Source organism: Natronomonas gomsonensis, from assembly GCF_024300825.1.
GTDB classification, from domain to species: Archaea; Halobacteriota; Halobacteria; order Halobacteriales; family Haloarculaceae; genus Natronomonas; species Natronomonas gomsonensis.
Map to the genome: position 1 here is coordinate 932,826 of NZ_CP101323.1, position 25,974 is coordinate 958,799.

The following is a 25,974-nucleotide window of genomic DNA, read 5'->3' on the forward strand; positions in this document are numbered from 1 at the left end:
GGGGATTACCGCGGTTCGAACGCCGGAGCGACGTAGCCGTCGTCGTCCTCGGTGAACCCCGACAGTTCGACGGGGTCTCCGATTTCTACCTCGCCGTCGGAGAGTCGCCCCATCACGCGCGCCTCGCCGAGGTCAACGACGGCGACCTGATAGCCGCGTTCCTCGATGCCGACCGGCGGGACGTTGATGGTCGTCTCGGTGTAGACGACGCCATCGGTCGGGAGTTCGACCGTTTCGAGGGCTCTGGAGCCGCAGTGCGGACAGGCGGCTTTCGGTGTCCCCTGAGTCTTCCCGCAATCCGAACACGTCTGTCCGAGGAGGTCGCCGGACTCGACCGCGTCGCTCCACTCGCCGTGTGTGAGTCGGTCGCTCATCGGCGGGCCTCCATGACGGTGACGACGGTAGTGGCAGCGTCCCCGCCGAGGTTGTGTGCGACGGCACTGTCGGCGCCGTCTATCTGTCGCTCCCCCGCCGTTCCGCGGAGTTGCTCGGTCAACTCGACGAGTTGGGCGGTGCCCGTCGCGCCGATGGGGTGGCCCTTGGCCTTCAGACCGCCGGAGGGGTTGATTGGCACGTCGCCGTCCCGTGCCGTCCGGCCCGCCTCGGCGGCGGGGCCGCCCTCGCCGTCCTCAACGAGGCCGAGCGCCTCGCTGGCGAGGATTTCCGCACCGGTGAAGCAGTCGTGTACTTCGGCGAAATCCATCTCCGCCGCCGAGGTGTCGGCCTGTTCGTAGGCTTGGGCGGCCGCATCGCGTGCGGCCTGGGTGACGTGGGGAGTCTCCTTGTCGCCGATGGGCACCACGTCGGTCGCGTGGCCGACGCCCGACACGTCGACGGGGGCGTCGTAGGAGTCGGCCAGTTCCTCGCTGACGACGACGACCGCGCTGGCGCCGTCGGAGAACGGACAGCAGTCCATGAGTCGGAACGGATCGGCGACGATGGGGCCGTCGAGGGCCTCCTCGACGGTCGTCTCCTTGCCGAAGTGGGCGTTGGGGTTCAACGCGCCGTTGCCGTGGTTCTTGACGGCGACTTCCGCGAGTTGCTCCTCGGTCGTGCCGTACTCGTGCATGTGGCGTTTGGTGAACAGCGCGAAGACGCCGGGGAAGGTAAGCCCCGTCGGCTGTTCGTACTGTCGGTGAGATGCCGAGGCGAAGATGCGGGTCATCGCCGCGGTGTCCTTTCCGGTTTCGGGGGTGCAGCGTTCGACCCCGCCGACCAAGACAACGTCGTGAACTCCGGCGTCGACGGCCTCGACGGCGTTCTTGAACGCGTTCGAAGAGGTCGCACAGGCGTCCTCGAAGCGCTGGACCGGAACGCCGGCCATCCCGACGTGGGAGGCGAGTTTCGGGCCGAGGTGCGTGTCGTTTTCGGCCTGTCCACTCATCGCGTTGCCGAAGTAGAAGGCGTCTATTTCGGACGGTTCGACGCCCGCATCGTCGAGTGCGGGGAGCGCCGCCTCGCCGAACAGCTCCTGTAGTGGTTTGTCGTGGACGCCGAACTTCGTCATGCCGGCGCCGACGACTGCTGCGCGTGCCATACCACACCGTGGGGGAGTGTGACTTATAACGAATGCGGAACTGAACCTGTCATTTACGACGGTACTCCTGGTTCGACGCGGGCGACAACGCCTCCGTGTCGGGGAACAGATACCACACGAGTGCCATCCCGACGAGCAGGCCAATCGCGACCGCTCCGGCGACGACTTCGAGGGAGGCGTCGCCCTGTAGGGTGATGAGACCCGCCGACGCGCCGACGAGCAGGACGGACCCAATCTTTATTCTGCGCATCGTCCGCTCGCGGTCCTCGTTCGAGATGGGTCCGACCATCAGTTCGTTCCCCCCTCGGTCGAAACGTGCATTCCGACGAACCGCCAGTCGGTGCCGAGGTCGGCGTCGTCGCCACGCCGTTCCAGCGTGCCGCTCCAGCGGGTTTCGAACTCATAACGGATACCGCGTTCGAGGCTGTTCCAGGCCATGAACACGTCGTCGGAGAACCACGCGTGGTCGTCGCGTTCGGTGACGACGAGTCGGTCGCTGTCGACGACCCAGCCATCGGTCGTCTCGGTTTGCTCGCGGAGGCCGGCCTCGACCTCCTCGTACCCCGTCAGTCGCTCGCCGATGCCGAACTTGACGGTCGACTCCTCGCGGGCGAAGAACGGATACAGCGGCTCGCCCGCCCGGAGCGAATCGTAGTACCCCCGAATCGTCGACTCGGCGTCCATGTCCGCGCTTCGACTGGCGGGGACTTACTCCTACTGATTGCGAACCGGGACTTGCGGGAGAAGCCGAGGTGATAACCGCAAATCGGCCGAATTGACAGGGAGTATACTGATTTACAAACCACCACCTATTCGCCCATCTATCGGGATGGAATTGCCATTTCGTGGTATTTGAGATAGATATAGATTCAGGCGTTCAAATATCATTACATCCTTAAGGTCATGAGGGTGTTTTAACATTATCGTTCATTAACTTTATTATCCCTCACTGTTGTTCATGGAGTACAGCGCGAAAGCGTTCGACGACACATGACCCGCTACACCGACGAAACCAACACCGGCGCGCCGATGGTCCCGATTAAGACCGACAAGTCCACTCCCTCGACCCTCGAAGCGGAGACCCTCGAAGAGACCGTATTCAGCCACCGCCTCTGAGCAGTCGGTTCGGTATTCTACCGTTTTCACGCCGTCCAGCGACGGCCGACTTCGAAACCGCGAAAGCCGTCAGTCGTCCGCCGGCGCCGCCTCGACTAGCGACTCCGGTTCGACGCTGGCGTAGTGGGCGACGGCGGCGAAGTTCTCCTCGTCCATCGCGAAGCGGTCCCCGGAGGCGACGCCGTAGGCTTCGTCGTCGCCGAAGCGCGTCTCGACGAACCGCTGGGCGACGAGGGCCTTTCGGCCGTCGTCTTCCTCGTCGATTTGCCACTGTGCCTCCTCCAACAGGAGTGCCGCACTGACCACGTCGAAGATGAAATCCGCCAGTCGCTTCGCGTGATACTGCGCGTAGTCGCCGTCTTCGGTCGCCATCGTCGCCAGAGCGTTCTGGAGTTCGAGGAACTCGGCTTCGACATCGTCGGCTAGCTCCTCGAGGAGCGGGTGTTCGACGCCATCGAGTTTCCCCTGAACGTACGGAAGTAGCGCCTCGTGGGCGTTTTCGCTGTTGAGCGCGCGCAGCACGTCCAATGCGAGGATGTTCGAGGGGCCTTCCCAGATGGGCAGCACCTGTGCGTCCCGCAACAGTCGTTCGGTGGTGTGTTCCCGCACGTAGCCGTTGCCACCGAGAATCTCCATCGCGTACGACGCCGTATCGACGGACATCCGGGCCGTCTTGTACTTCGCGATGGGGATGAACAGCCGCATCAGTTTGTACGCATCGGAGTCGTCGCCCTGCCGTTCCCGTTCGTCCAGCAGGCGCGCGCCCTCGAATGAGAAGACGGTTCCCGCCTCGTAGTCGACGGACATGTCCACGAGGTCCCGGCGCATCAAAGGGTACTCGTCGATGGGGTTGCCGAAGGCCTCGCGGTCCGCAGCGCGAACCTTCGCCTCCAGCAGCGCCCGGCCCATGATACCGATTGCGCCCGTCGCGTTCGTCAGGCGCTCGAAGTTCATCATCTCGGCCATGTATTTGAATCCCTCACCCTCCTCGCCGACGAGGTATGCTTCGGCGCCCTCGAACTCGATTTCACCGGTCGGCACCGAGATGGTGCCGAGTTTGTCCTTCAGACGCCGGAAGTGGGATTCGTTGACCTCGCCGTTCGGTTTCGTCCGCGGGACGAGGAACAACGACAGCCCCTCGGTTCCCTCGGGAGCGTCGGGCGTCCGCGCCAACGCGAGTGCGCCCTCGGCGTCGATGTTCGAACAGAACCACTTCTCGCCGTACAGCCGGTAGGTGCCGTCGTCCTGTGGCTCCGCCCGGACCTCGTTTGCACCCACGTCGGAGCCGCCCTGCTCTTCGGTGAGGAACATCGCACCCTCAATGTGTTCTTCGAGGTCACGGCTGGTGAGTCCCTGGAAGTACTCATCGAGTTCGCCGTCGTCGAACTTATCGAGGACGATGGCCGCGCCGGTCGTCATCGACACCGGACAGCAGAACCCGCCGTCGACGTAGGAGAGAAGCGCCTGCATCATCAGGGTGTGGCTCAACCCGACCGGCTCGTCGCGGCCCGGCGGCGCGTGGAAGGCGTCGTGGGTGACGCCGAACTCCTCGTAGGTGAGTTGCTCCTGTTCTTCGATGAGGGGGTGGTACTCCACCTCGTTGCGTCGGTTGCCGAACTTGTCGAACGACTGCAGTTCGTGGCCCTCCTTATCGATTCGGTCGGCGGTGTCGGCCATTCGCTCGCCGAGTACTTCGCCGTAACCCGACAGCACGTCCTCGGCCCACTCGTACTCGTCGTCGGGATAGATGCGCCGGGCCTCGAACTGCAGCGTCGGGTCCAACTCCCAGTAGTTGCAGTACCGGCCTTCGTCGTAGTCGCCGTACCGTATCGGGTCGGTCGTCATATCGGAGCGTTTCGAGTCCCGAAGTATAAACCCACGCCGGAACACCGAAAGAAACCGCTATTCCCCATTTCACGGTTAAACTAATTGTTCGTTTATACCTGTCCGAAATCATCATACCGGCGCCACCGCATTCCTTCGACAGGATGGCCACGAGCGACGAACTCTCGAACGAGGATTTGGACGTGACGGTCGACGACGACGACCTCGTCGTCCGAGCGACCATCGACCGCCCAGACCAGCGCAACGCATTAAACGACAACGTCATCGACGGCCTCTCGGCCGTCCTCGATTTCGCCGACGACGGCCCCGCACGCGTGGTCGTCATCCGCGGCGCAGAGGGTTCCTTCTGTGCCGGCGGCGACATCAAGTCGATGGCGAGCGCCGTCGGACAGGGGTCGAAAGCCTACCGCGAGGGCTTCGCCGGCATGAAACAACTCATCGAGAAGGCCGTCGACACTGCCGCCCTGACCGTCGCCGCCGTCGAGGGGTACTGTCTGGCCGGCGGGATGGGCTTGGCCGCCGCCTGCGACGTCATCGTCGCAAGCGAGGAAGCCACCTTCGGCACCCCCGAGGTCGACATCGGCATCTTCCCCGCACAGGCACTCGTCCCCATCATGCGAACGGTCAACGAGAAACAGGCGTTCAAATACCTCTTCACCGGGGAACACTTCGACGCCGAGACGGCCCAGGACATCGGCTTCGTCACCGACCTCGTTCCCGAGGCGGCGTTCGACGAGGAACTGAACGGCTTAGTCGACGACCTCGTGACGCCGTCGTCGTTCATGATAGAAATCGGCAAGGAGTCGTTCTACAACCAACGGGAGATGAACTTCGACGAGGCGCTGGACTACATGCGAGAGATGGTGACGATGCTCGCGATGAGCGACGACGCCGAGGAGGGGTTCAACTCCTTCCTCACCGACGGCGAACCCGACTGGAAGGGCCGCCCCGACGAGGAATAGCCCGCTAACCAAACCCGAAACCACACCACAACCAATGACCATCGAACAAGACTCAGTCAAAGGCAACGACCCGGACAAAGCAGTAATCAGTGCGTCCCTCACGGGCGCACTCACCACTCGCGACCAGTGTGAGGCGATTCCCTACACGCCCGAGGAAATCGCCGAAGACGCCGCCGCCGCCCGCGAGAACGGCGCGGCCATCGCACACATCCACGCCCGCACCGACAACGGTTCGCCAACCTTCGACGAGGAGACGTATCAGGAAATCTACGACGAGGTTCGCGCACGCACCGACATCCTCATCAACTTCTCGACGGGCGCGCTGCACGAACCCGTCGACACCCGCGTCAAATACGTCGAGGGCGTCCGGCCCGACATCGCGGCGCTGAACATGGGGTCGATGAACTACGCGAAGTACTCCGAATCCCGCGATGACTTCGTCTTCGATATGGTGTTCGAGAACCCCTTCAACGAGATTCGGGAGTTCCTGCAGGCGATGAACGGCTCGGGAGTCAAACCCGAACTGGAGTGTTTCGACACCGGCCACATCGGCAACATCCGACCGTTCGTCGAGTCGGGCGACCTCGAACACCCAATCAACTTCTCGCTCGTGATGGGCGTCCTCGGCGGCATCCCGCCGACCGTCGAGAACCTCGCCCACCAAGTCCGACAGTTGCCCGACAGCGCCAACTGGCAGGTCATCGGCATCTCCCGAGAGCAGTGGCAGCTCGTCGCCGCCGCCCTCGCGATGGGCGGCAACGTTCGTGTCGGCCTCGAAGACAACTTCTATCTCCCGAACGGCGAGATGTCGACGAATCCCGAACTCGTCGCGAAAGCCGCCGAAATGACCCGCAACGTCGGTCGAGAACCTGCCACGCCCGAGGAAGCCGCCGACATCATGGAAATCGACGCCGACCACTTCTGAGTCCCCGCTTTCGACGGTATTTTGCTACCGTGGGCCACAATCCCGAGACGTGTCCTCCACCCCCGCTATCGCCGCCGACGGCCTGACGAAACGCTACGGCACGACTCCGGCCGTCGACGGCCTCGACCTCTCGATTCCGCGCGGCAGCGTCTACGGCTTCCTCGGTCCCAACGGCGCCGGCAAGACGACCACGATGCGACTGCTGACGACGCTAACGCGGCCGACCGAGGGGACCGCGTCCGTCTGTGGCGACCCCGTGACCGACCGCGAAGCCGTCATCGAACACGTCGGCTACCTCCCAGAAGTGCCGCCCGTCTACGACGAACTCACCGCCAGAGAGGGGCTACGCTACGTCGCTGACCTCCGACGCCTCGGCGACATCGAAGAGCACATCGACGCCTACCTCGAACGATTCGGTCTCGCCGAGGACGCCGACCGCCGAATCGGCACCTACTCGAAGGGGATGCGACAGAAGACGGCGCTCATCGCGACCGTACTGCACGACCCCGACGTGGTGTTCCTCGACGAACCAACCAGCGGCCTCGACCCCCGGGCGGCCAGGACCGTCCGTGACCTCATCGCCGACCTCGCCGCCGAAGACGTGACGGTGTTTCTCTCGACGCACATCCTCCCGGTCGTCGAGGAGCTCGCCGACACCGTGGGCGTCCTCTCCGATGGTCGCCTACTGGCTGAGGGGTCGCCCGAGTCACTCCGGCAGCGTGTCGAGGGTGGCGAGGGGACGCTCGAAGACGCCTTCCTCGACATCACCGACGAATGGGACTGAAAACCGACGCCGCCGTCGCGTGGACGATTGCTCGGACAGAGACCCGACGCAGTCTCCGGGCGCTCCTGTCGGACCGACGGCAACTCGCCGCACTCGGGTTCGCCTTCCTCGGTATGGCACCCATCCTCGTCGGCGCCCTGCCGTCGCTGTATCTGACCGGAAACGCGGTCGCCAGCGGCGAGGTGACGCTGTCGACGACGGTCGTCCGTGGACAGTTCGTCACGACCTTCGCCGGCCTCGTCGGGTTGGGCGTCATCCGGGCGCTCGAACGCGCCTCGACGGTCGACCACGCCGACTACCTCCTGACGGCCGTCTCACCGCGTTCGCTCACCGTCGGCCTCATCGGCGCCGAGTTCCTTCGCACTCTCGGCGTCCTCGGTCCCGTCTTCCTCGTGGTTTACGGACCGTTCCTCCTCGGACTTGGGACGCCGGCGCTGGGGGCCGTCGCCGTTCTCGCCACCGTTCCCGCACTGGCCGCTACGCTCACCCTCGGGTACGCCCTCGGTCTGCTCGTTCGACTGGCGGGGCGACGATTTAGAGTAACCCGACGGCGCGGCCAACTGCTCGGCGTCCTCGGCGCGATTGTGCTGGTCGGCGGAACGTTCGTCGCCACCACCGAAGTCATCGCTTTCGTCCAGTCGCCGCCGTCGGTGCTCGCTGCCGTCCCACTGGCGCCGTACGCCGACCTGTTCGTCCTCGGGACACCGACTGCACCGCCAGTCGGCGTCGAGACGGGCCTCGGCATCGCGGTGGTGTGTTCGCTTACCGCCGTCGGTGTCGCGGCGTCGATACCCCTGTCGGTCCGACTGTGGTTCGGCGACGCCAACCGCCGAACCGACACGGCTGACAGCAGAGAAACAGTCAGCATGCCGGGATTCCTGTCGGGACGGCCTCTCGGGCGGGCGGTGTTCTGGCTGTGGCTCCGCGGCGTTCGTGCGCCGACCGGGTTCGTCCACCTGCTGTACGTCGTCTTCGCGACGTTTCCGGCGCTTGGGTCGCTCGCGGGGGCCGAAGAACCGCTGTTGTGGCTTCCACCCGTCGCCCTCGGCGTTGGTGCGTTGTTCGCCGGTGCGGCCTTCGGGCTGAATTCCCTCGGCGACGAGGGGGCGGCGCTGCCGGCCGTCGTTCTCGCGAGGGCGGCCGGCCGGACGCTGGTCCGTGCGCGCATGATGGCCGGTATCGCGCTGCTGTTGCCGCCGGCGCTGATACTCGCCGTCGTTGCGGGCGTCGTCGGTCCGATGACGCTCACGACCGCCGCACTCGTCGTCGCCTTCGGGGTCGTCCTGACGGGGTTCAGCGCCGCCCTCGCCGTCGGTCTCGGGACACTCATCCCGAACTTCGAGTCCCAGCGCGTCTTCGGCGTTGAGGCGGTTCAGCCGACACCGTGGGCCGTCTTCGGCCACCTCTTCAGCGTCGGCGTCGCCGCACTCGTCGGCTTTCTCGCCATCGCCGTCCCGCACCTCCTCGATACGTCCTCGGTCGCCATCCGAATCCTGCCGGTCGGGGCCGTTTCGGCGCTCCTCGCAGTTGTCGGATTCGTGTGCTATCGATACGCAATCCGGCGCGTCGAGACGTTCACCTACGAGTGACGAGGGGGATCAGGCCGCCCACTCTAACATTCGCGCGTAGAAGGGGTCCGTCGACAACGCCCCACGGTCGCCGACCAACACCAGGGCCTTCTTCGCCCGCGTCAGCGCGACGTTCATCCGACGGCTGTCCTCGAAGATGGGACTCGTGAGGTCTTCGGTGGCGACGAAGGAGATGACGATGACCTCCTTCGAGGACCCCTGAAACCGGTCGACGGTGTCGACGGCCACGTCGGGCAGTCGGCGCGAAATCTCGGCGACCTGTGCCCGGTACGGCGCGATGACGCCGATATCATCGGGGTCGACACCCGCTCGCCGGAACGATGCGACGACTTCGGCGACGCGGTCGGCCTCGATGGAGTTCGTGTTGCCGTCGGCGACGCCGTCGGGATCGACAAAGGAGACGGGGTCACGAAGTTCGGACGGCAAGGCGTCCGTCGAGACGCCCGGCAAATCGTCGAGTCGCTGGGCCGCGACCTCGCCGGTCGCCGGACGGAGCGCTCCGTCGTAGAACTCCCGACTCGAAAAGTATTGCACCCGCTGGCTCATCCGATACTGCTTGTCGAGCATCACGCCCGCCTCCGGATACGCCTCGATGAGCCGCTGGAACAGCGACTCCTGGAGGTCGTTTTCGGCCCGAACGACCGGCGGCAACTGCTGGTGGTCGCCGACCAACACGAACCGGTCTGCGAGGTTCGCCGCGAGGAACGTCCCCGGTTCGGTCAACTGTCCGGCCTCGTCGACGACGGCGGCGTCGAACTGTTGTTCCTTCAGGACGCGCGACCCGCAAGCGGCCGTCGTCGCCGCGACGACGCTGGCGTCCCGAAGCGCCGCGGCACGCTCTCGGGGGTCTCCGGACCGTTCGAGTCGGTACTCTTGCATGTCCTCTCGAACTCCAGTCTCCGACCCCCAGCGGACGATGTCTGTAAAGCCCTGCTCTTCGAGCGCCTCGATGGCGTTGTCGACGGCACGGTTCGTAAACGCCGACAGCAACACGCGCTCGCCGCGGTCGACGAGGGCGCGAATCGTCCGGGCCAGCGTGTAGGTCTTGCCCGTCCCCGGAGGGCCGTGAACGAGCGCGAAGTCCTCGGCGGTGACCGCGAGGTTCACCGCCTCGTCTTGGGCCGCGTTGTTGTCGATGTAGGTCCGCTTGCCGTCGCTGAACGACGGGTCGCGGCGGCCGAACAACACGTCCTTGCGGTCGGGGTCGCCACGGAGGATGGCGTCGTGAAGCGCCGTCAACTGCCTGTCGACGCCGATTTCGGAGGGGTACACGTCGAGTCGACGGAGTTCGAGCGGTTCGTCAGCGGTGACGACGATTTCGTCACCCAACTCCTCGACGGTCGCCAACTCCGCTGTCCCGCGTGTCGGATGCCCGTCGCTGGCCAGCACCCGGTCGCCTTCGCGTATCTTCGACACCGCCTCGGGGGTTCGTCGGGCCCGCAGTCGCCAGCGGCCGCCCGAAACCGGTTCTCGACCGAGCGGTTCGAGGTCCAGCAGTGCCCGGTCGTCGTCGGCGCGTTCCTCGGCGGATTGCTCCCACAGTTTTCGGTACTCGCGGTGGACCTCCCGGCGTTCCTCCTCGATGGCGCGATAGAACCGCTCGAAGTACGTCCGCTCTTCTTCGGGGAGCGGTTGGCCGATTTGGCCGGCCTTCGACTCCTGGTCGAGGCGGCCGGCGACGACCATGCAGGTGTCCTGTTCGAAGCAGTACTCGCATTTCGCGTCGGCCTCGTAGCCCGTCGGCACCGTCAGGTCGTACTCGGCGGCGGCGATTTCGTTGCGCTGGCGCAGGACGAACTTCAGGAAACCGGGGCCGATGGCGAACTCCTTGGCCGGCGAGAGGTCCCCGGATTCCTCGTTGCGGTCGAGTGCGGTGTTCTTGGTGTACAACAGCGTCCCCGTATCGGGTGCGTCCGCGACGCTATCGGCCAACAGAAGCGCATAACAGGCCGCCTGCACCTTGTCCTGAAATCGGGGGTCTCGCGTCGTGTTCTTGCCGGTCTTCAACTCGACGGGCATCCCGCGTCGGACGGCGTCTGCCCGACCCTTGATGCCGAAGCGCTCGGAGATGAGCGTCTGCTCGGAGCGCCAGGAATCCTCATCGGAGAGGGTACCCTGCTGGAGCCACCCCTGAATCGCGGCGGCGTTCTGCCGTACGTCGTCAGCGACCGAATCGGCCGTCTCCCCGAGCAACCCCAAATCGAGTGCGGCCTCGGCGACCCGCTCGTCGATGCTGTCCTCAAGGTCCCGGCCCCTGAGTAGGTCGCCGAACACTTCGTGGACGACGGTCCCCTTGATGACCGGATACTTCAGCGGAATCCCGCTCAGTTTGTTCAGGTAGTAGACGCGAGGACACTGCACCCACCCGCGGATGTCGGTCACGTCGACGAGGAAATCCGGTTCGACGACCACGAGCGAGTCGCCGGTCGTCGAGTACTGGGTCTCCCCGCGGAACTCCCTCTCTTCGGCGTCGGTGACGAGGAAATCCATTCCCTCTTCGAGGAGTTCGGCGGTTTCGGTCCACTTCCCCCACAGCGTCACCTGCACCGCCTCGGCGGCCTCCCGGTCGGGGCGAAGGAGTACTTCGGCGAGTTCGGAGGTCCCGCGACTCGTCTCGACGGTTCGGGGGTCGCGTGCCTCGACGATGGGGCCTCGAAGGTTCACATATTCCCCTGCGTCCTCGGCGGAAAAACGCTATCGGTCGTCGAAGCCGACACCTTCTTTCCGTTGCCGCACCGAGAACGCGGTATGCGCGTCCGTGACTGGCAGGACATCCTCGAAGACGTGGTCGATTCGGGAGCGGACCCGGGCGACTGGCGAGCGGTGGCCGGCGACCGTCGCGGCGGCGTCGGTGAGGACATGTTCCTCGGCCACCCCTCCGTCGGCGTCTATCAACTGAAGACCTACGCGAAGAACCCCTTCGAGGTGCAGGGCGTCGGCTCCCGCGTCGCCCGGAAAATCGACGACGAACTCGACCCGCTGTTCCCCGGCCAAGACAGCGGTGGTCGATTCGGCGTCAATCAGGGCATCGAGGACGAAGACGAGGCCAAACAGCGCGCGAAGGAACTCGAAACCGTCATCGAGACCCACGCGGAAGCGCCGACGACCGGCGACGCGCTGTTCGAGGACGTGATGGACGCCCTCGACAGCCCCGCCCACGGCCCGATGGCCTACGACATGTACGACCGTCCCGAAGGACTCGATGACCTCTCGGAGACGTTCGAGGAAGCCGAGGAACTGCTGACGAACGAACTGGATGACCTCATCGGGGAGAGCGACGTGGGCCGCGGGTTCCAGTAGCGTTTTTTGTGGCGTGTTATCGCGGTGTCTCGGTGCCCCACTTCTCCAGCGCCGTGGCGAGTTCGGGGGTTGACTCGGCGCGCGACTGGAGTGACTCACCCTCGACGGAGGCGTCGACGGCCGCCCGCAGTGCGCGAGCGCCCGCTTCGGTCCCGTCGGGGTGGCCGTGAATGCCGCCGCCGGCCTGTACCATGACGTTTGTCCCCAAGGCGTCGAGCAGTTGGTCGACGATACCCGGATGGAGGCCACCGCTTGCGACCGGCAGCACGTCGTTGTGACCGTGGAGGTCCGAGCGGAGCCACTCGTTGATGCCGGCGGTGTCTTCGTTTTCCAGTTTGCCGAGGCCCGCCGTCCCGGTGTGGATGTGGTCGACGCCACAGAGGCGCGCGAACTGTGCGAGACAGCGCATCGAGACGCCGTGTTGGGGCAGGCGGTCGAAGGCCGCATGCATCGCGCGGTGGGCGTGAATCGCCAAATCGAGGTCCTCGGTCCGACGGCGGACCGTCTGGAGGCCGCTCCACCCGGCCGTGATGATGTCGACCATCACGAACGACCCGCCCTGGTCGGCGACGTAGTCGGCGCGGCGGACCATCTCGTCGGTTTCGGCGGTGATGTTGACGAGGTAGTCCTTCCGTTCGCCAGTTTCCTCCTCGGCGCGGTCCCGCGCTTCCAGGGAATCGGCAACGCGCGTCTCGAAGGGGTTGAAATCCTGGTCGGTGAGGTTCTCGTCGTCCTTCAGCAAGTCGACGCCACCGACCCACGCGTCGTAGCCGACCTGGACGTGCTCTTCTGTCGACAGTCCGACTTTCGGCTTGGGGACGGTCGCAAGCGGCGGTCGGTCCCCGGCATCCAGGATTTCGGTTCGGACTGCCGAACCGTACTGCGGCCCGGGGAACGAGGCGGCAAGTCCCTCGGGCCACTCACAGTCGAGCAGTCGGATTGTATCGACGGCTTTCATCCCCATGATGTTGCCGGCGATACAGGACAACACCTGCGCCATACTGCCGTCCTCGAACAGGGCCTCGGGGTAGGCGACGGTTACCTCGGTGCCGTGTTCGCCGTCGTCGCCGATGTCGCAGGCCAGAGCCGAGTACTGCCGCACGTCGGATTCCGGCGAGAGCGCCGCCCACGTGCCGTTGGAACTCTCCGATGCGACGCGAGCGGCCGCCGCTTCGACCGACAGCCCTTCTCCCGGCACGAGTCGGAACGTACAGACGAGGTCGTCGGGTTGGGGGTCGTAGCTCTCGTCGAGGAAATCGGCGTACTCCATACCGAGAACCTTCGTCGCCTGGTGACTTAATAGGGGTTGCCGGTCGCCCACTCCCGAACGAAGCGCGGCGCTCACGAGAACGTCGAAGTCAGTCGAGAACAGTGTTCGCCGTACCGGACCGGCCGTCGGCAGCGACCGGTCGGTGGCCGAGTTCCTCGGCCCGAGGGGTCACTCCGGCTCTTCGCTGGTGTAGCTCCTGTAGCTCATCACTGACCCGTCGACGATGACCGTGTCGGCACCGTGTTGGCGTTCGTGCGGCGGGTCCTCGCCCAGCGCTTCCGTCTCAGCGTCGCCGTACTCGTATGGTGTGTGGTGCTTAACCATACCAGTGTTTCAGCACCCATCGTATATAAATCCTTGTCAGACGTTACCACTCGTATCCGGCCCGTTCGTCGTCGCCGCTTCCCTCTACGGAATCAGTATAAGTAACCCACTATCGACGGCGATTAACCTAATATTGGAAACACGAAACGAGATGTACGTTCATGAAGCGACGCACGTTTCTCGGGGCGACGGGGGCGACAGCCGCTGGGCTACTGGGAACCGGAACGACCACCGCACAGGTAGAGAGTCCGATCGAGAACGTGGAGATACTGACCGACTCGTTCGGGGTCAGCCACATCTACGCCGACGACGTGTACTCACTGAGTTTCGGCAACGGCTATGTACAGGCCAGAGACCGTCTCTTTCAGATGGACGCCGTCCGACTGCTCGGCCGCGGCGAGAGCGCCAAGTGGCTCGGTCCCGCACAGTTGCCGTCCGACATCGAGGTTCGCCGCGACCTCTACAGTCGCGAAGAGATAAACCAACAGTGGGAGCAGGCCAGCGAGACGACTCGTGAGGCCCTCCGTGGGTACGCCGACGGCGTCAACCGACGCATCAGCGAACTGGCGGCGAAGGGGAACCTCCCCGGGGAGTTCGCGGCGCTGGGGCGGGTCCCCGAACCGTGGAAACCCGAGGACTCCATCGCGTTCATCAACTACGCTATCGGCTTCTTCGGCGTCAACGGCGGGAGCGAACTGTCGAACGCGAAGACTCTCGCCGAGATGTTCGAGAACTTCGACAGCGAACGCGAGGCGTGGGAGGCCTACGGCGACCACAACCGCGTCGTCGTCCCCGACGAGCACTACGGCTCCGTCGACGAAGACGAAATCGAGAAAACCGACGAACAAGCCCTCGCATACGGCGACCTCTCCGAGGAGCAACTGGAAGCGATTCGGGCCGCCAAAGGCGTCGAACCGTGGGGCGTGAGCAGCGCCATCGAAATCCCGGACGGCGTCACCGAGGGACTTCGACAGTCCCGCGGGATGATGGAAGGGTTCAAGTTCGGTTCCAACGCCATCATCGTCGGCAGCGAACTCAGCGCCGCAGACAAACCGATTCTCGGGGCCGGCCCACAGATGGGGCTGTTCAAGCCGCCGATACCCTACGAGGTCGGTCTCCACGGCGCCGGCTTCGACGTGGTCGGGATGGGCGTCGTCGGCGCCCCGGCACTGGTCATCGGCCGGACGCCCGAAATCGCGTGGACGGTCACCACCTCCGGCGACGACATGATAGACACCATCGCTGTCGAACTCGACCCCAATGACCGTCACCGATACAAGTGGGACGGCGAGTTCCACGAGATGGCCACCGAGCAGGTGACCCACTACACCAGTCCGGTCGGCGGTGTGGCGCAGGGAGAAACCGACCCACAGAGTTACGACGTGGTTCAACAGGAAGTCGCCCGCGTCGAACAGGAAGGGACCTCGATGCCGGTCATCGCGTGGAACCCCGAAGAGAACATCGCCTACTGCCAGCGCGTGACGACCCGGATGGGCGAACTCGACGGCGCCTTCCAGTGGGCCGAAGTCGGCCGCGCCAACAGCATCGACGAGTTCGAGTCGTACCTCTCGGAGTTTCCCTTCGGCTTCAACTTCCACGTCGTCTCCGACGATGAAATCGCGTTCTTCCGCACCGGCAAACTCCCCGACCGCCGCGGTGACGGCGACCCCCGAATGCCGAAACCCGTCTCCGAACACGACTGGGGCGGCACCAAACAGGGAACCAACATCGGCGCCAGCGTCCGCAACCCCGACCGCGGCTACGTCGTCAACTGGAACAACGCCCCGGCGCCGGGGTGGCGCGAGGGTGACTCAGAACAGCAGTGGGGCACCGTCCACCGCGTCGACGTGATGGAGCGACTCATCGGCGAGGCCATCGAGCGCACCGACGGCAGTCTCACCAGACAGGACGTGGCGGACATCGTCGAGGACTGCGGGGTCGAACACCCCTTCGCGCCGCGCTCGGCGCCCGCGATGATAGATGCCACTCGGCCGGGTTTCGTCGACTCTCAACTGAAGGCGATGGCCGAGGAACTGGAGACGTGGCAAAGCGAGGACTACTCCTTCCGGCCCGGTTCGAACGGCACCTACGACAACGGCGGCATGGCAATCTGGGAGGAAGTCCGCAAAGAACTCTAGGAGTTGGTGTTCGAAGACGAGTTGGGCGAGCAGATGCCGACGCTGAACTACGACCCGACTGCGGTCGACGGACAGGGTGGCGGCGACCCCCACGCCGCCGACCACGGCGCGACGGTCAACAAAGACGTAACGCTCGTCAGCGCCATCGACGGCGACACCGACCATCGGTGGTTCGACGACATCGACGGCGAGAACAAGGTCTCCCGAGTTCAACAGCGAAACGCCGTCATCCGGAAGGCGATGCAGCGGGCCGCCGACACGCTGTCGGAGCGCTACGGCAGCGACGACCCCGCCGACTGGCTGTTGGAGAACCGCCAAAGCGAGTTCGCACCGCTCGGCGCCGCCAACCCCAGTCGCATCCCGATGTCGAACCGTTCGAGTTTCCAGCAGTCCATCGTCATCGGCGAGGGACTGGACGACTCGAAGTCTGTGTTGCCGCCGAGTAACTCCGGACACCAGAGCATCGACGAACTGCCCCTGACGTTGGCCGGCGACGAACCCGACCGACTGACCAACCAACTCGACCTCTACGTGAACTTCGACTACAAACCCCACCCGATTACCCGCGAGCAGGTCGAGTCCCAAGCCGTCGAACAGAAGACGGTTCGGACGGGGAGTTACGACACCGTCGACGTCGGGCGTCCCGTGACGGACCTCGCGGTCAAACTACTCTCGGTGCCCGGCGGCGGCATCCGCGCAGTCCGGAACGTGCCGGTGGGACTGCAACGCAGCATCAACGGCATCCTCGACCGTGCGACGGAGTTGCCCGCCAAGGCCGGCGACGCAGAGATGCCCGAGACGCCCGAAGCGCCGACTGAGGAACTATCCGGTGGTCTCGGTGACCTACTGGAGTGAGCGTCAGCCGTCCAGTACGGTCCCCAACTCGGCCAGCGAGTCGATGACGTAATCCGGCCGAACGTCGCTTTCTTCGACGTCCTCGTCCGTCGAGACGCCGGACCGAACCAGTATCGTCGTCATTCCCGCTTGCTCCCCCATGGCGATGTCGGTGTTCAGTCGGTCGCCGACGACGAGACACCGCTCCGGGGAGGCGTCGAGGACATCGAGTGCCGCGCGTTGGGCTTCCGCGGATGGCTTGCCGAGGATTCGTTCGGGGTCGCGTTCGATGATGCCGCCGACAGCGTTGATGACCGCGCCAGACCCCGGAATCATCCCGTCGTGGTGTGGGACGAGCAGGTCGGGGTCGGTCCCGTAGAACGTCGCGCCGGACTCCAGCGCCCGGTAGCCCGCGAGCATATCCCCGTAGTCGAACTCGCGGTCGTAGGAGGCGACGAGCACGTCGGTCTGGGTGGCATCGGCGACGAGGTCGATGCCGGCGGCTTCGAACTGCTCGCGGAGGCCCTCCGAGCCGACGAGGAACACCGAATCGTCGCCGTGTTCGGCCGCGAGGAACCGCGTCGTGACGGTGCCGGCCGAGAGTACCCACTCGGGGTCGACGTCGATGCCGAGGTTGCGCAATCGGTCGCTGTATGCTGCCCGTGACTTGGTGGGGTTGTTCGAGAAGAACAGCGTCCGCGTTCCGTCCGCGCGGAGGCGGTCGATGGCCGCCGCCGCGCCGGCAATCAGTTCGTCGCCGCGGTACACCGTCCCGTCGAGGTCCAGTACCGCGCCCTCGTATGCCATACCCGGGGTAGGTGTCGGTCGGTGTTAACCCTCGGTATCGAGGCGAGTTCCGAACCGAACAATCGTCGCCGCCGCCGTCGGGAGGACGACCGAGACGGCGAGTAATCCGAGCGACAGCGGAAACGCCGTCGTGACGGCGCCGAGAGTGCCGTACCACGCCAACACGACGCCGTAGGCCACGAGGACGAACGCGCCGAAGTATACCCCGAGGACGAACGCCCGGCCGGTCGAGACGGCGACGAGGCCCAACAGCGCGCCGGCGAGTATCAACCCGGCCCAGTGGACGACGCTCGCGAGGACGCCGACGACGAAGACGACGAGAATGGCCGCCTCGGCGCGAGGTCCCTCGCGGACGCCGCGAAGGCGTTCTGCGGCGCTCATTGTTCCCCCTCGAATCGGATGATGACCGGACCGCGCTGTTCGAACGGGAGCGGGTCGGTGTCGCCGGCCGCCCACGTATCGAGGCGGTCGTCGTAGTGCGGCGACAGCGGATTCCCCGACTGCCCGCCCGGCAGCGACCCGACGCCGCCGTCGCCGTCGACGACCATCCGGAAGGAGGCGCCGACCTGCGTCGAGCGGTCCGAGCGGAAGTTGAACACCGTATCGGGCGACCCATCCATCGCGCGCTCCTCGTAATCGAGGAAGGCAAGCGGGAACGGGTGGTTCAAATCCAGTTGGTTGTAGTCGCCGTAGGTTTCATACCCCGAACGCTCGATTCTATCGAGCGTCCGGTTCAACGCCCGTGCGGCGATGTCGGCACGCGTCTCGGTTTCGCGGGTGCGTGGGTCGTCGAACCACCTGCTTTCGGCCGGAAGCGTCTCCAGAGTCCGATCGGCCGGGAAGTACGACTCGTCGAGACCGTTGGCGCGGAACTGCGGCCCCCAGGTCGCGTTGCGGTAGGCGTCGAGCCACAGTCGGAACACGAGCGCCGCCTCCGAATCGGCGTCCATCCGGCGGTCCCACGCTTCGAGGTCGTCGACCGCGGCGCGCTGTTCCGGCGTCATCTCCTCGCGAGCGCCGGTCAGGTGCGGCAGGAACGCCTCGGCCGCCTTCGAGTAGGTGTCGCCCTGCAGGTCGGTGTGGAACGACCGGTTCATCGGCTCGCCCGAGGCGGCCCGTTCGTCCAGTCGCTGGTAGATGCGCTCGCCGCGGTAGCCGTCGGCGTAGCGCGTACTCCGAGCGATGTAGAACGGCGGGTCGTCCGTGGTCCGCTGATTCGCCGTGGCGACGTACGGTGCGTTTCGCACCTCGGGGTACTCCTCGAAGGCCGCGAACCCGGGGCCGTCGAAGTCGCTGACGCCGTAGGGTTCGAAGCCGGCCCACTCGCCGTGTCCGGCCGAGCCATCGAACACCCGGTCGCCGGCGACCGTCTCGTTGTCTACTGTCCGAATCGGGTACTGGCCGGTGATTCGGAACAGCGTCTCGCCGTCGCGGTCGGCGGCGACGATGTTCTGTGTCGGCAAATCGAACCGTCGGAGGGCCTCACGAACGTCGTCGACGCTGTCGGCGTGGTTGAGGTCGTAGACGGCTTCGGCCTCCCGCGTTCCCGTGAGGCCGAGCCACGCCACCGCGACGCGCTGGCCCTCACGTTCCAGCAGCGGCCCGTGGACGGTCTTCTGTACCTCGACCGTCCGGTTTTCGCCGCCGGAGACTGCGATGGTCTCCGTTCGAGATTCGACAGTTCGCGTCTCGCCCTCGTAGCGGTAGGTCTCCTCGCCGGCCCACTCGTAGGTGTATGTGTCAAGTACGTCCGCGCCGACGTTGGTGAAGCCCCACGCCACCTCGTCGGTCGCGCCGATGACGACCACGGGAAGGCCGGGGAAGGCGACGCCGCGAACGCTCGTCTCGGGCGATTGGAGGTGCATCTCGTACCACGTCGGTGGGACGGTGAGCTGGAGGTGGGGGTCGTTGGCGACGACCGGCGTGCCGTCCTCGGTCATATTGCCGGAGACGACCCAACTGTTCGAGCCGATACCGCGTTCGGGTTCGTAAGGTGCGACGGCATCGTGTATCGCACCGAAGTCGGTTTTTTCGGGGGCGGGGCGGGCGACGGAGGCTTGGGAGTCGGTAACGGCCGTCCCGTTGCGGACGATGGGCGTGTCGTGGTCGAGGCGGTCGGGGTACAGTTCGCCCGAACCGTCGACTCGCTCGCGAACCGTCGCCTCCTCGATGTCGGCGAACGAACCGGTCAGCCCCCACGAGACGAGTTTGCCGACGAGGAGCGTGTCCTGTGGCGTCCATCGGTCGGGTTCGTAGCCAGCGACCTGGAACTCCACGGGCAGCGGTCGGTCGTCCATGTAGCGGTTGACGCCGTCGGCGTAGGCCTCGACGCCGGCACGGGTCTCCTCGTCTTCGATGGCCTCCCACGAGGCGTTGGCGGCGGCCGCGAAGTCCATCTGCCGGTGGAAGCGGTCGGATTCGACCTGTCCGGGGCCGAACGCCTCGGCGAGTTCCCCCCGCATCAGTCGACGCTGTAAGTCGAGTTGGAACAGTCGGTCCCGAGCCTGCACGTAGCCGACGGCGTAGGCCAAAGCCCGGTCGTTTTCGGCCTCGACGTGTGGAACGCCGCGGTCGTCGTACCGGACCGTCGCCTCACCGTACGGGCTCTCGACGGTCGTCGGCCCGGTCGCCGCCCGGGAGAGTTGGCTGCCGGCCGAATCGGGGTTCGCTTCGTCGGCCAGCGCCCACGCGTCGCCGCTGAAGGGCGCAACGAGGGCGATTGGGCCACTGGCGACGACGAGGCTACCGACGAGGACCGCCGCGAGGAGGACTGCGAGAAGTCGCTGTCGAGTCGGGCGCATACCCTCCGGACACGGCCGAGGGTCAAAAATCTACGTCGCGTTACTCCTCCGAGAGTTCGATGGCCTCGACGATGCGACGACCTTCGCCGTCGGCGTCGTACCGGTAGACGACATCCTCGGTCTCGTCTTCGGTCGCCCGATGGGAGCCGTCACACAGCGGTCGCTCCGAGGAGAGCCCACACTGACAGATGAACAGTTTGCCGTCGTCTGCGAGGTCTGACTCGTCGAATACGGCCGGTGTCGTCGCCTCGTGACGGACTTCGCGTGTCATACAACGTCCCTGGGTCGCGGGCAGAAAAAGGTTGACGCGGCAGTCTCAGGAGTCGTTGGCCTGCTCGAACCAGTCGGGGCGGTCGACGCTCGTGTCGTTGATTTCGCCGAACCCATCTGGACGGAGACCGTCCGGTCGGACTCGACGACGAACGCCGCCCGCCGGATGGTTCCCCGCTCGTCGACGACGATGCTCGTCTCGAAACTGTCGATTTCGCTTTCGTCGACATCGCTCCGAAGGATTGCGGCGGGATTCGTCACGTTCTCGCTGGCGTAGCTGTAGAACGTTCCCTCGTCGGTTTCGTGGACCGTCGCGTTGCCGTACTCGACGTTGGCCAACAGCGGGCCGACGAACTGGATGCCGCTGAACTCCGACATGTTGTACGCACGGTCGGAGTCGTTGTACCGGACCTCGTCACCGGATTCGACCCGGATGTAGACGCGGTCATCCTCGAAGTACGACACCTGCGATGCTTCGCCGGTGTCCTGAATGACGTAGGCGCGTTCGTCGTCGCGGTCGACGATTTGCTGGTAGGTGAACGTCGTGTTCGCCTCCCCTTCCTGGATGAGGCTGTCGTAGCTGAAGATGTAGCCGTCGTATCCGGTGAGGGCGTCGAGATGCGTCGCAGCGGCCGTTCCGGCGTCGGTGACGCCACTGGGACCGTAGCCGTCGGGGTATGCGGCGTCGGCCGGGGCCTCACCGGGGTCGGCGTCGGGGTCCGCCGACGGGACGCTGTCGCTTGATTCGCCGGCCGGCGTCGGTGTTGCTGTCGGCGTCGGTGTCGCACCGTCCGCCTCAGGCGTCGTGTCAGTGCCACCTTCGTCCCACACTGGAAGCGCAGAACAGCCGGCGAGCGACACGAACAACACGAGGGCGGCGAGAACTCCGAGTCGGCGGTTCATGCCAATTCCTGTCACCGAGAATGTAAAAACGCTGTGTTCGGTTCAACTACTGTCGACCCACGATGGGCGTTCGACGGTCGTCTCTCCGAGCGACGAGAGTTCGAAGGACATGTCGACGGTCCGCTCGGAGCCGTCGACGGTGTAGGTGATTTCGTACTCCGCGGTGTGGATGACCCCCTCGCTGTCGACGACGAAGCTCGCGTCGAACGAGGAGACGTTCTCGGCACTGTCGACGCCGAGGAAGCTTCCCGCGCCCGCGATGTCGCTGGATTCGTAGACGACGACGGTTTCTCCGTCGCGCTGTTCGACGCTCGCGTCGTACTGGGAGGCGTTGAGCAGGAACGGCTCGACGGCCTCCGAGGCCGTCAATTCCGAGGTCGGGAACGTCTCGTTCGAGGACGCCACGTCTCCGTACTGGCCGTTGTAGGAGCTTCGGTTGTACTGCTGGCCGTCGCCGTAGTAGGTCTCACTCGTCCCGTTGGCGCTGTCGGTTTCGACCGCGACGGTTCGCAGCGCCTGTTCGTTCTCGAAGTCGACGCGGTAGTCCCCCTCGACGAGGGTTTCGCCATCCGCGGTGTCGATTGTGTACTGGTAGTCACCGGTGTAGCTTCCCTGGGATTGGACGGCCGCCTCGTAGCTATCGACGGCCTGTTGACCGTCAGTGATGCCGTCGGAACCGAATCCATCGGCGTAGTCGAACTCCGAGGGGTCTTCTGGGACCGGCGTCCCCTCTGGTTCGGGCGTTCCGTCGCCGCCGTTGTCACCGACGAGTCCGGAACACCCGGCGAGTAACACGACGACCACGACCGAGACGGCTAGTGCCGAACGGGATACCATATCCGAGGCTGTTGCGTACCACGTATAAGGGTAGTGGCCATAGCGCGAATATGGACGGTATCGTCTTCTTTCGAACGCAGCGACTCGGAGAAGTAGTCGACTTCTACACCGAGGGTCTCGGCGCCGACGTGTGGCGCGAACAGCCCGATTGCACCATCCTCGAAGTCGGAGAGTTCCGATTCGGGTTCTGTGAGCGCGAGACGGCCGAAACCGACGGCATCCTCACCTTCGTCGTCGATTCCAGAGCGGCAGTCGACGAGTACTACGCCGAACTGGAGGCCGTCGGGGAGTCGCCGCCGACGTACAACGAACGCTACGGGATTTACCAGTGTTTCCTCACGGACCCGGAGGGACGGACCGTCGAGATACAGGTCTTCGAGTAGTCACGCCGCCGCTTCCATGGAGCCGAGTCGCTCATGGCGCCGCTGTTCGCGGCGCTTGACGAGTTCTTCTTGGAGTCGGTCGGCGACGATTTCTCGGAGTTCACTCGCCTTCGCTTCGTCGATGTCGAGCGCTCGGGTGGCCCCACTCGTCAGGCCGCTGGTTCCGGCGGTGTCGACGACGAGCGTCGCCAGTCGACGGCGCCGCTGGAAAATCGTCTGTGAGTCGACGACGGTCTGAACCCGGTAGTAGGGAACGACCGAAATCGTTCGCGTCCAGAAGCCCTCCCGGAGGACGATGTACTCCGACTGGAGGTCGTAGCCGAGGTTGCGCCATTTCAGGTGTGCGGCCACCGGCGCCGCGGCGACCAACACGGCCGTCGCGTACCACGCGAACGTGAGTCCCGTGAACCGGTCGACGGCGAAGGCGGCGGCGACGACGACGGCGGCGACGATGCCGTATCTGACGACGTACCGCTGGCGGGCGCGTTTCGGCGGGCGCTCGAATGCCACGTCCTCGAATTCCTCGACGGATTGGGCGAGGTCGAACACCCGTCGGCGGTCGGCGAGCGGCACCGCCGACTGCGAACCGGCGTCGTTCGGGGAGTAGCCGGCCGTCTCGACGGCCAAGGAGGCATAGCCGAGGCGTCGGGCGATGACGTTCTCCGAGATGGAGAGCGTCTGGACCTTCTCCAGCGGGATGGTGCCGCTGAACCGCTGAAGGAGTCCCCGCTCGTAGTGGAGTTCGTCGGTCACCCGCGATAGCCGGAACCCGTAGTAGTTCGTCACCGCCAGTGCGCCGCTTATCGCCGCGGTCACGGCGACGATTGCGACGGCCGCAAGCGGCGCCGTCACAGCGAGACCGACTAACGGGTCGCCGAACTGCCCGGTGAGCGACGGTGCGACGACCGGCAACAGCACCGTCACGAACGACAGCAACCGGAGGTCGATGCCGACGACGCCGAGCAACACGAGTTCCTTCGGCGTGATGGCGAACAGTTCGCGTTCCGCCGGCGCTTCGGCGGTCGTCTCGTCCGTCGAGGTGTCGCCTCGTTTGAGACGGCCGATTTCCGACTGGAGTCGCTTCGCCTCCTCGAAACTGACGTACTTCAGGGACCCCTCCGTCGAGGAACCGCCGGCGGTTTCGAGGTCAATTTGGGCGATGCCAAGCAGTCGGTGGACGACGTTCCGCGAGATGTCGACGTTCTGGACCCGTCGAACCGGAATCTCGCGGTTCCGGCGAGAGACGACCCCCGAGGCGATGTCGAGGGTGTCCTCGGTGAGTTCGTACTCGAAGCGCTGGTAGTAGACGAGTTGGTACGCCAGCGTGACGAGGAACCACGCGACGACGACCAACCCGACCCCCGTGAACCCGCCGAACGTCTGATTGCCGAAGACGAGGAAGACGAGCACCCACGCGAGCCTGAGGACCGATTCGCCGGCGCGGTACGGAACTGACAGTGGGTCGAGGTTCATTACACTGCGTCCTCGCCCTCGGCGGCGATGGCCAACTGTTTCAGCCGAGTCTGGAGGTCCTCAGCGCGCTCCGGCGTCAACCCGGGTATCGACACGTCGGCGCCGCGTGAGCCGGCAGTGTAGACGACGGTCGTCGCCAGCCCGAACGTCCGTTCTAGGGGGCCGCGGCTAGCGTCGACGTGCTGGATGCGGACGTAGGGGACGACGGTTTTTACGCGCGTCACGACGCCGCGTTCGAGATACAGCGAATCCTCGCGGACCTCATAGGTCCACGACCGATACCGGAGCACCGACAGCGCCGCGCCCAGAAGGAACACGGCGCCGAAGACGACGCCGCCGAGCCGTGGGGTACCGGGGGAGAAAAACGCGAACGCGACGGCGGCGATGACGCCGAGAACCGCCGCCGAGATGCCACTCTGCAGTATCCAGACGGCCTGAATAGCCGGTTCGAGCGTCTGCTGGGGACCGGTGAGGGCTTCGATGTCGGGAACGTTTCTCCCAGGAGACTCCTCCGTGTCGGCGTCGGTGTCGGCCGCTACCCGCCGAACAGCCGGCGCCAACTCGGAGCCGAAGGGACCGTCGCCTGCTGAGTCCGTATCGTCCATTGGGTTTCGTTGTGTACGGGTCGTATATAGTAGGCCGTGTCCGGTCGCCGTCTCACTCGCGGTGGATGCGACCAGCGGTCACGTCTATCGGGGCGGCAAACCGCAGTCGTGGGTCGCCATCGGGGCGCTCGAAGCCGTTGGCCGAAAACAGCGTGTTCGACCGGATGTCGGCGGTGGCCGGCGCCAGCGACCACGGTTCGTGGTCGATATCGCCGTAGTACAGTCGGCCGCCGTCGTCGGTCGTGTAGAACCGGTAGCGTTCGGTGAGAAACGCGTCGAGCGAGTCGGGAGCGGGCGTCTCGAAGCCTCCCGCCGGGGCGTACGTCGCGTCGAACTCCGCCGGGGTGGCGTCGGTTCCTCGACGGTGGCTCCTGAACGTGACCTCGCGGTTGGTTCCCTCTCCTTGCGTCCGGATGTCCATCTCGGCGCGGTAGTACGGCAACTGGAACAGCGCCCGCGCGAGGCCGACGCCGACGCGGTCGTCGGCATCGAGGTTGAAGAAGTACACGCCAGGCCGACCGTCGACGTTACCGTACGTCCGGAGGTTGAGTTCGCCGAATCGGAGTCCGACGGGGACGCCTCTGGGACGAATGTCGGCCATCACGAACGGGACGACCCCGAGGTAGGCGTCGCCGTCGTAGGTGTCGACGGAGACGCCGTCCGGGAGGCGTCGAGCGACGATGTCGGCGTTCACCGGCCAGTGGGCGAACAGCAGGTCCCGCCACGTCATCGAGAGCAGTGCCCGCATGGTTGAAAGTACGACCGCCGTCGGTTTCGGCGTGACGGTCCCGGAAGTTACAGCAGGTGCCCATCGACGATGTCGACGAGCGAAACGACCGGTTCCTCGGGATGAAGTGCGAGGAAGACGCCGCTGTGGCCGGCGTAGACGCGGAGAATCTTCACGCCGTCCATCGCGGTCGTCACGTAGTTCACCGACCCTGCTGCGGGGAGAAGTTCCTCCGAGAACAGCGCGATTTCCGCGAAGTCGACGTTGACGTAGTCGTGGAGTTCCGAGAAGTGTTTCTCCATCGACACCTCGTCGGGGTACATCGCCCGCGTCTCGGGGGCGACGTACAGCGGTTCGAACCCATCGGAGTCGAACCGAACGACGCTGTACACCGTTTCCTTCGCGTGGGCTCGAATCAATTCGACGGCGTCCGTCACCCCGCCGTCCGTTCCGGAGGCGCCGGTCGATGCCATACGTATTGACAACTGTTGTCACGATAAAAAGCCATTGGCGGAATCGAGCCTAGAAACGCCCGATGCGCCGA

General features: G+C 65.3%; 27 protein-coding genes. 9 read left to right on the forward strand and 18 right to left on the reverse strand.

The window, feature by feature from the left end:
- Positions 1-5: 5 nt before the first annotated feature.
- The 4 genes from NMP98_RS05215 to NMP98_RS05230 are packed head-to-tail and all read right to left on the reverse strand — an operon-like array spanning position 6 to position 2,221.
- On the reverse strand, positions 6-374 hold the full coding sequence (locus NMP98_RS05215; RefSeq protein ID WP_254860491.1) for a Zn-ribbon domain-containing OB-fold protein: 369 nt from the start codon (positions 372-374) through the stop codon (positions 6-8).
- Entirely contained in the window at positions 371-1,537 is a 1,167-nt protein-coding gene (locus tag NMP98_RS05220; RefSeq protein ID WP_254860492.1) for a thiolase C-terminal domain-containing protein, read from the reverse strand. The genes NMP98_RS05215 and NMP98_RS05220 overlap by 4 nt, the downstream gene beginning before the upstream one ends.
- A gap of 49 nt (positions 1,538-1,586) precedes the next feature.
- Complete coding sequence (locus NMP98_RS05225; protein ID WP_254860493.1) at positions 1,587-1,826, reverse strand: DUF8527 family protein; 240 nt, start codon at positions 1,824-1,826, stop codon at positions 1,587-1,589.
- Positions 1,826-2,221 carry a nuclear transport factor 2 family protein gene (locus tag NMP98_RS05230; protein ID WP_254860494.1) on the reverse strand — a complete coding sequence of 132 codons (396 nt, stop codon included), beginning with the start codon at positions 2,219-2,221 and terminating at the stop codon, positions 1,826-1,828. Before NMP98_RS05230 ends, NMP98_RS05225 begins: the two co-directional genes overlap by 1 nt.
- Before the next feature lie 306 nt (positions 2,222-2,527).
- Between NMP98_RS05230 and NMP98_RS19425 the strand changes: the two genes are divergently transcribed.
- On the forward strand, positions 2,528-2,653 hold the full coding sequence (locus NMP98_RS19425; RefSeq protein ID WP_268105254.1) for a hypothetical protein: 126 nt from the start codon (positions 2,528-2,530) through the stop codon (positions 2,651-2,653).
- Between the two features lie 69 nt (positions 2,654-2,722).
- On the opposite strand, the gene NMP98_RS05235 is transcribed toward NMP98_RS19425, so the two are convergent.
- The gene (locus NMP98_RS05235) at positions 2,723-4,498 is read right to left on the reverse strand and encodes an acyl-CoA dehydrogenase family protein (protein ID WP_254860495.1); all 1,776 of its coding nucleotides are present in this window, start codon (positions 4,496-4,498) and stop codon (positions 2,723-2,725) included.
- Between the two features lie 143 nt (positions 4,499-4,641).
- On the opposite strand from NMP98_RS05235, the gene NMP98_RS05240 reads away from it, so the two are divergent.
- Genes NMP98_RS05240 through NMP98_RS05255 form a run of 4 tightly spaced genes read left to right on the forward strand, consistent with a single transcriptional unit; the run spans position 4,642 to position 8,758 of the window.
- On the forward strand, positions 4,642-5,460 hold the full coding sequence (locus tag NMP98_RS05240) for an enoyl-CoA hydratase/isomerase family protein (RefSeq protein WP_254860496.1): 819 nt from the start codon (positions 4,642-4,644) through the stop codon (positions 5,458-5,460).
- A gap of 34 nt (positions 5,461-5,494) precedes the next feature.
- Entirely contained in the window at positions 5,495-6,385 is an 891-nt protein-coding gene (locus NMP98_RS05245; RefSeq protein WP_254860497.1) for a beta-keto acid cleavage family enzyme, read from the forward strand.
- Between the two features lie 49 nt (positions 6,386-6,434).
- Entirely contained in the window at positions 6,435-7,169 is a 735-nt protein-coding gene (locus tag NMP98_RS05250) for an ABC transporter ATP-binding protein (protein WP_254860498.1), read from the forward strand.
- Positions 7,160-8,758 (forward strand): hypothetical protein, encoded by a 1,599-nt coding sequence (locus NMP98_RS05255; protein ID WP_254860499.1) that lies wholly within the window; start codon positions 7,160-7,162, stop codon positions 8,756-8,758. Before NMP98_RS05250 ends, NMP98_RS05255 begins: the two co-directional genes overlap by 10 nt.
- Positions 8,759-8,767: 9 nt before the next feature.
- On the opposite strand, the gene NMP98_RS05260 is transcribed toward NMP98_RS05255, so the two are convergent.
- Positions 8,768-11,422, reverse strand: a complete 2,655-nt coding sequence (locus tag NMP98_RS05260) for an AAA domain-containing protein (protein WP_254860500.1) — start codon at positions 11,420-11,422, stop codon at positions 8,768-8,770.
- Positions 11,423-11,506: 84 nt separating this feature from the next.
- On the opposite strand from NMP98_RS05260, the gene NMP98_RS05265 reads away from it, so the two are divergent.
- The gene (locus NMP98_RS05265) at positions 11,507-12,058 is read left to right on the forward strand and encodes a hypothetical protein (RefSeq protein WP_254860501.1); all 552 of its coding nucleotides are present in this window, start codon (positions 11,507-11,509) and stop codon (positions 12,056-12,058) included.
- A gap of 16 nt (positions 12,059-12,074) precedes the next feature.
- Here NMP98_RS05265 and rbcL read toward each other — a convergent pair whose 3' ends face one another.
- Together rbcL and NMP98_RS05275 are read right to left on the reverse strand one after the other, a co-directional pair.
- Positions 12,075-13,328, reverse strand: a complete 1,254-nt coding sequence (gene rbcL, locus NMP98_RS05270) for a type III ribulose-bisphosphate carboxylase (protein WP_254860502.1) — start codon at positions 13,326-13,328, stop codon at positions 12,075-12,077.
- Between the two features lie 168 nt (positions 13,329-13,496).
- Positions 13,497-13,652 carry a hypothetical protein gene (locus NMP98_RS05275; RefSeq protein ID WP_254860503.1) on the reverse strand — a complete coding sequence of 52 codons (156 nt, stop codon included), beginning with the start codon at positions 13,650-13,652 and terminating at the stop codon, positions 13,497-13,499.
- 161 nt (positions 13,653-13,813) lie between these two features.
- Here NMP98_RS05275 and NMP98_RS05280 point away from each other — a divergent pair, with 161 nt between their 5' ends.
- The gene (locus NMP98_RS05280) at positions 13,814-15,790 is read left to right on the forward strand and encodes a penicillin acylase family protein (protein ID WP_254860504.1); all 1,977 of its coding nucleotides are present in this window, start codon (positions 13,814-13,816) and stop codon (positions 15,788-15,790) included.
- A gap of 6 nt (positions 15,791-15,796) precedes the next feature.
- Positions 15,797-16,645 carry a hypothetical protein gene (locus NMP98_RS05285; RefSeq protein WP_254860505.1) on the forward strand — a complete coding sequence of 283 codons (849 nt, stop codon included), beginning with the start codon at positions 15,797-15,799 and terminating at the stop codon, positions 16,643-16,645.
- 3 nt (positions 16,646-16,648) lie between these two features.
- On the opposite strand, the gene NMP98_RS05290 is transcribed toward NMP98_RS05285, so the two are convergent.
- The 6 genes from NMP98_RS05290 to NMP98_RS05315 are packed head-to-tail and all read right to left on the reverse strand — an operon-like array spanning position 16,649 to position 22,242.
- Complete coding sequence (locus tag NMP98_RS05290; protein ID WP_254860506.1) at positions 16,649-17,431, reverse strand: HAD-IIA family hydrolase; 783 nt, start codon at positions 17,429-17,431, stop codon at positions 16,649-16,651.
- A 24-nt stretch (positions 17,432-17,455) separates the two neighbouring features.
- Positions 17,456-17,812, reverse strand: a complete 357-nt coding sequence (locus NMP98_RS05295; protein ID WP_254860507.1) for a hypothetical protein — start codon at positions 17,810-17,812, stop codon at positions 17,456-17,458.
- A complete protein-coding gene (locus tag NMP98_RS05300; protein WP_254860508.1) occupies positions 17,809-20,232 on the reverse strand; it encodes a penicillin acylase family protein in 2,424 nt (807 codons plus the stop codon). Before NMP98_RS05300 ends, NMP98_RS05295 begins: the two co-directional genes overlap by 4 nt.
- 40 nt (positions 20,233-20,272) lie before the next feature.
- Positions 20,273-20,503, reverse strand: a complete 231-nt coding sequence (locus NMP98_RS05305) for a CDGSH iron-sulfur domain-containing protein (protein ID WP_254860509.1) — start codon at positions 20,501-20,503, stop codon at positions 20,273-20,275.
- Positions 20,500-21,405: a hypothetical protein gene (locus tag NMP98_RS05310; RefSeq protein ID WP_254860510.1), complete on the reverse strand. Its 906-nt coding sequence runs from the start codon at positions 21,403-21,405 to the stop codon at positions 20,500-20,502. The genes NMP98_RS05305 and NMP98_RS05310 overlap by 4 nt, the downstream gene beginning before the upstream one ends.
- 42 nt (positions 21,406-21,447) lie before the next feature.
- A complete protein-coding gene (locus NMP98_RS05315) occupies positions 21,448-22,242 on the reverse strand; it encodes a DUF7537 family lipoprotein (protein ID WP_254860511.1) in 795 nt (264 codons plus the stop codon).
- Positions 22,243-22,292: 50 nt separating this feature from the next.
- On the opposite strand from NMP98_RS05315, the gene NMP98_RS05320 reads away from it, so the two are divergent.
- Positions 22,293-22,625: a VOC family protein gene (locus NMP98_RS05320; RefSeq protein ID WP_254860512.1), complete on the forward strand. Its 333-nt coding sequence runs from the start codon at positions 22,293-22,295 to the stop codon at positions 22,623-22,625.
- Here the strand turns inward: NMP98_RS05320 and NMP98_RS05325 are convergent, their stop codons facing one another.
- The 4 genes from NMP98_RS05325 to NMP98_RS05340 all read right to left on the reverse strand — a co-directional run bounded on the left by NMP98_RS05325 (position 22,626) and on the right by NMP98_RS05340 (position 25,903).
- Positions 22,626-24,098, reverse strand: coding sequence for a PH domain-containing protein (locus NMP98_RS05325; protein ID WP_254860513.1), 1,473 nt, complete (start codon positions 24,096-24,098; stop codon positions 22,626-22,628).
- The gene (locus NMP98_RS05330; RefSeq protein WP_411911608.1) at positions 24,098-24,508 is read right to left on the reverse strand and encodes a PH domain-containing protein; all 411 of its coding nucleotides are present in this window, start codon (positions 24,506-24,508) and stop codon (positions 24,098-24,100) included. The genes NMP98_RS05325 and NMP98_RS05330 overlap by 1 nt, the downstream gene beginning before the upstream one ends.
- Positions 24,509-24,755: 247 nt before the next feature.
- On the reverse strand, positions 24,756-25,451 hold the full coding sequence (locus tag NMP98_RS05335) for a YqjF family protein (protein ID WP_254860515.1): 696 nt from the start codon (positions 25,449-25,451) through the stop codon (positions 24,756-24,758).
- A 47-nt stretch (positions 25,452-25,498) separates the two neighbouring features.
- Positions 25,499-25,903 carry a DUF7522 family protein gene (locus NMP98_RS05340; RefSeq protein WP_254860516.1) on the reverse strand — a complete coding sequence of 135 codons (405 nt, stop codon included), beginning with the start codon at positions 25,901-25,903 and terminating at the stop codon, positions 25,499-25,501.
- Between the last annotated feature and the right edge of the window lie 71 nt (positions 25,904-25,974).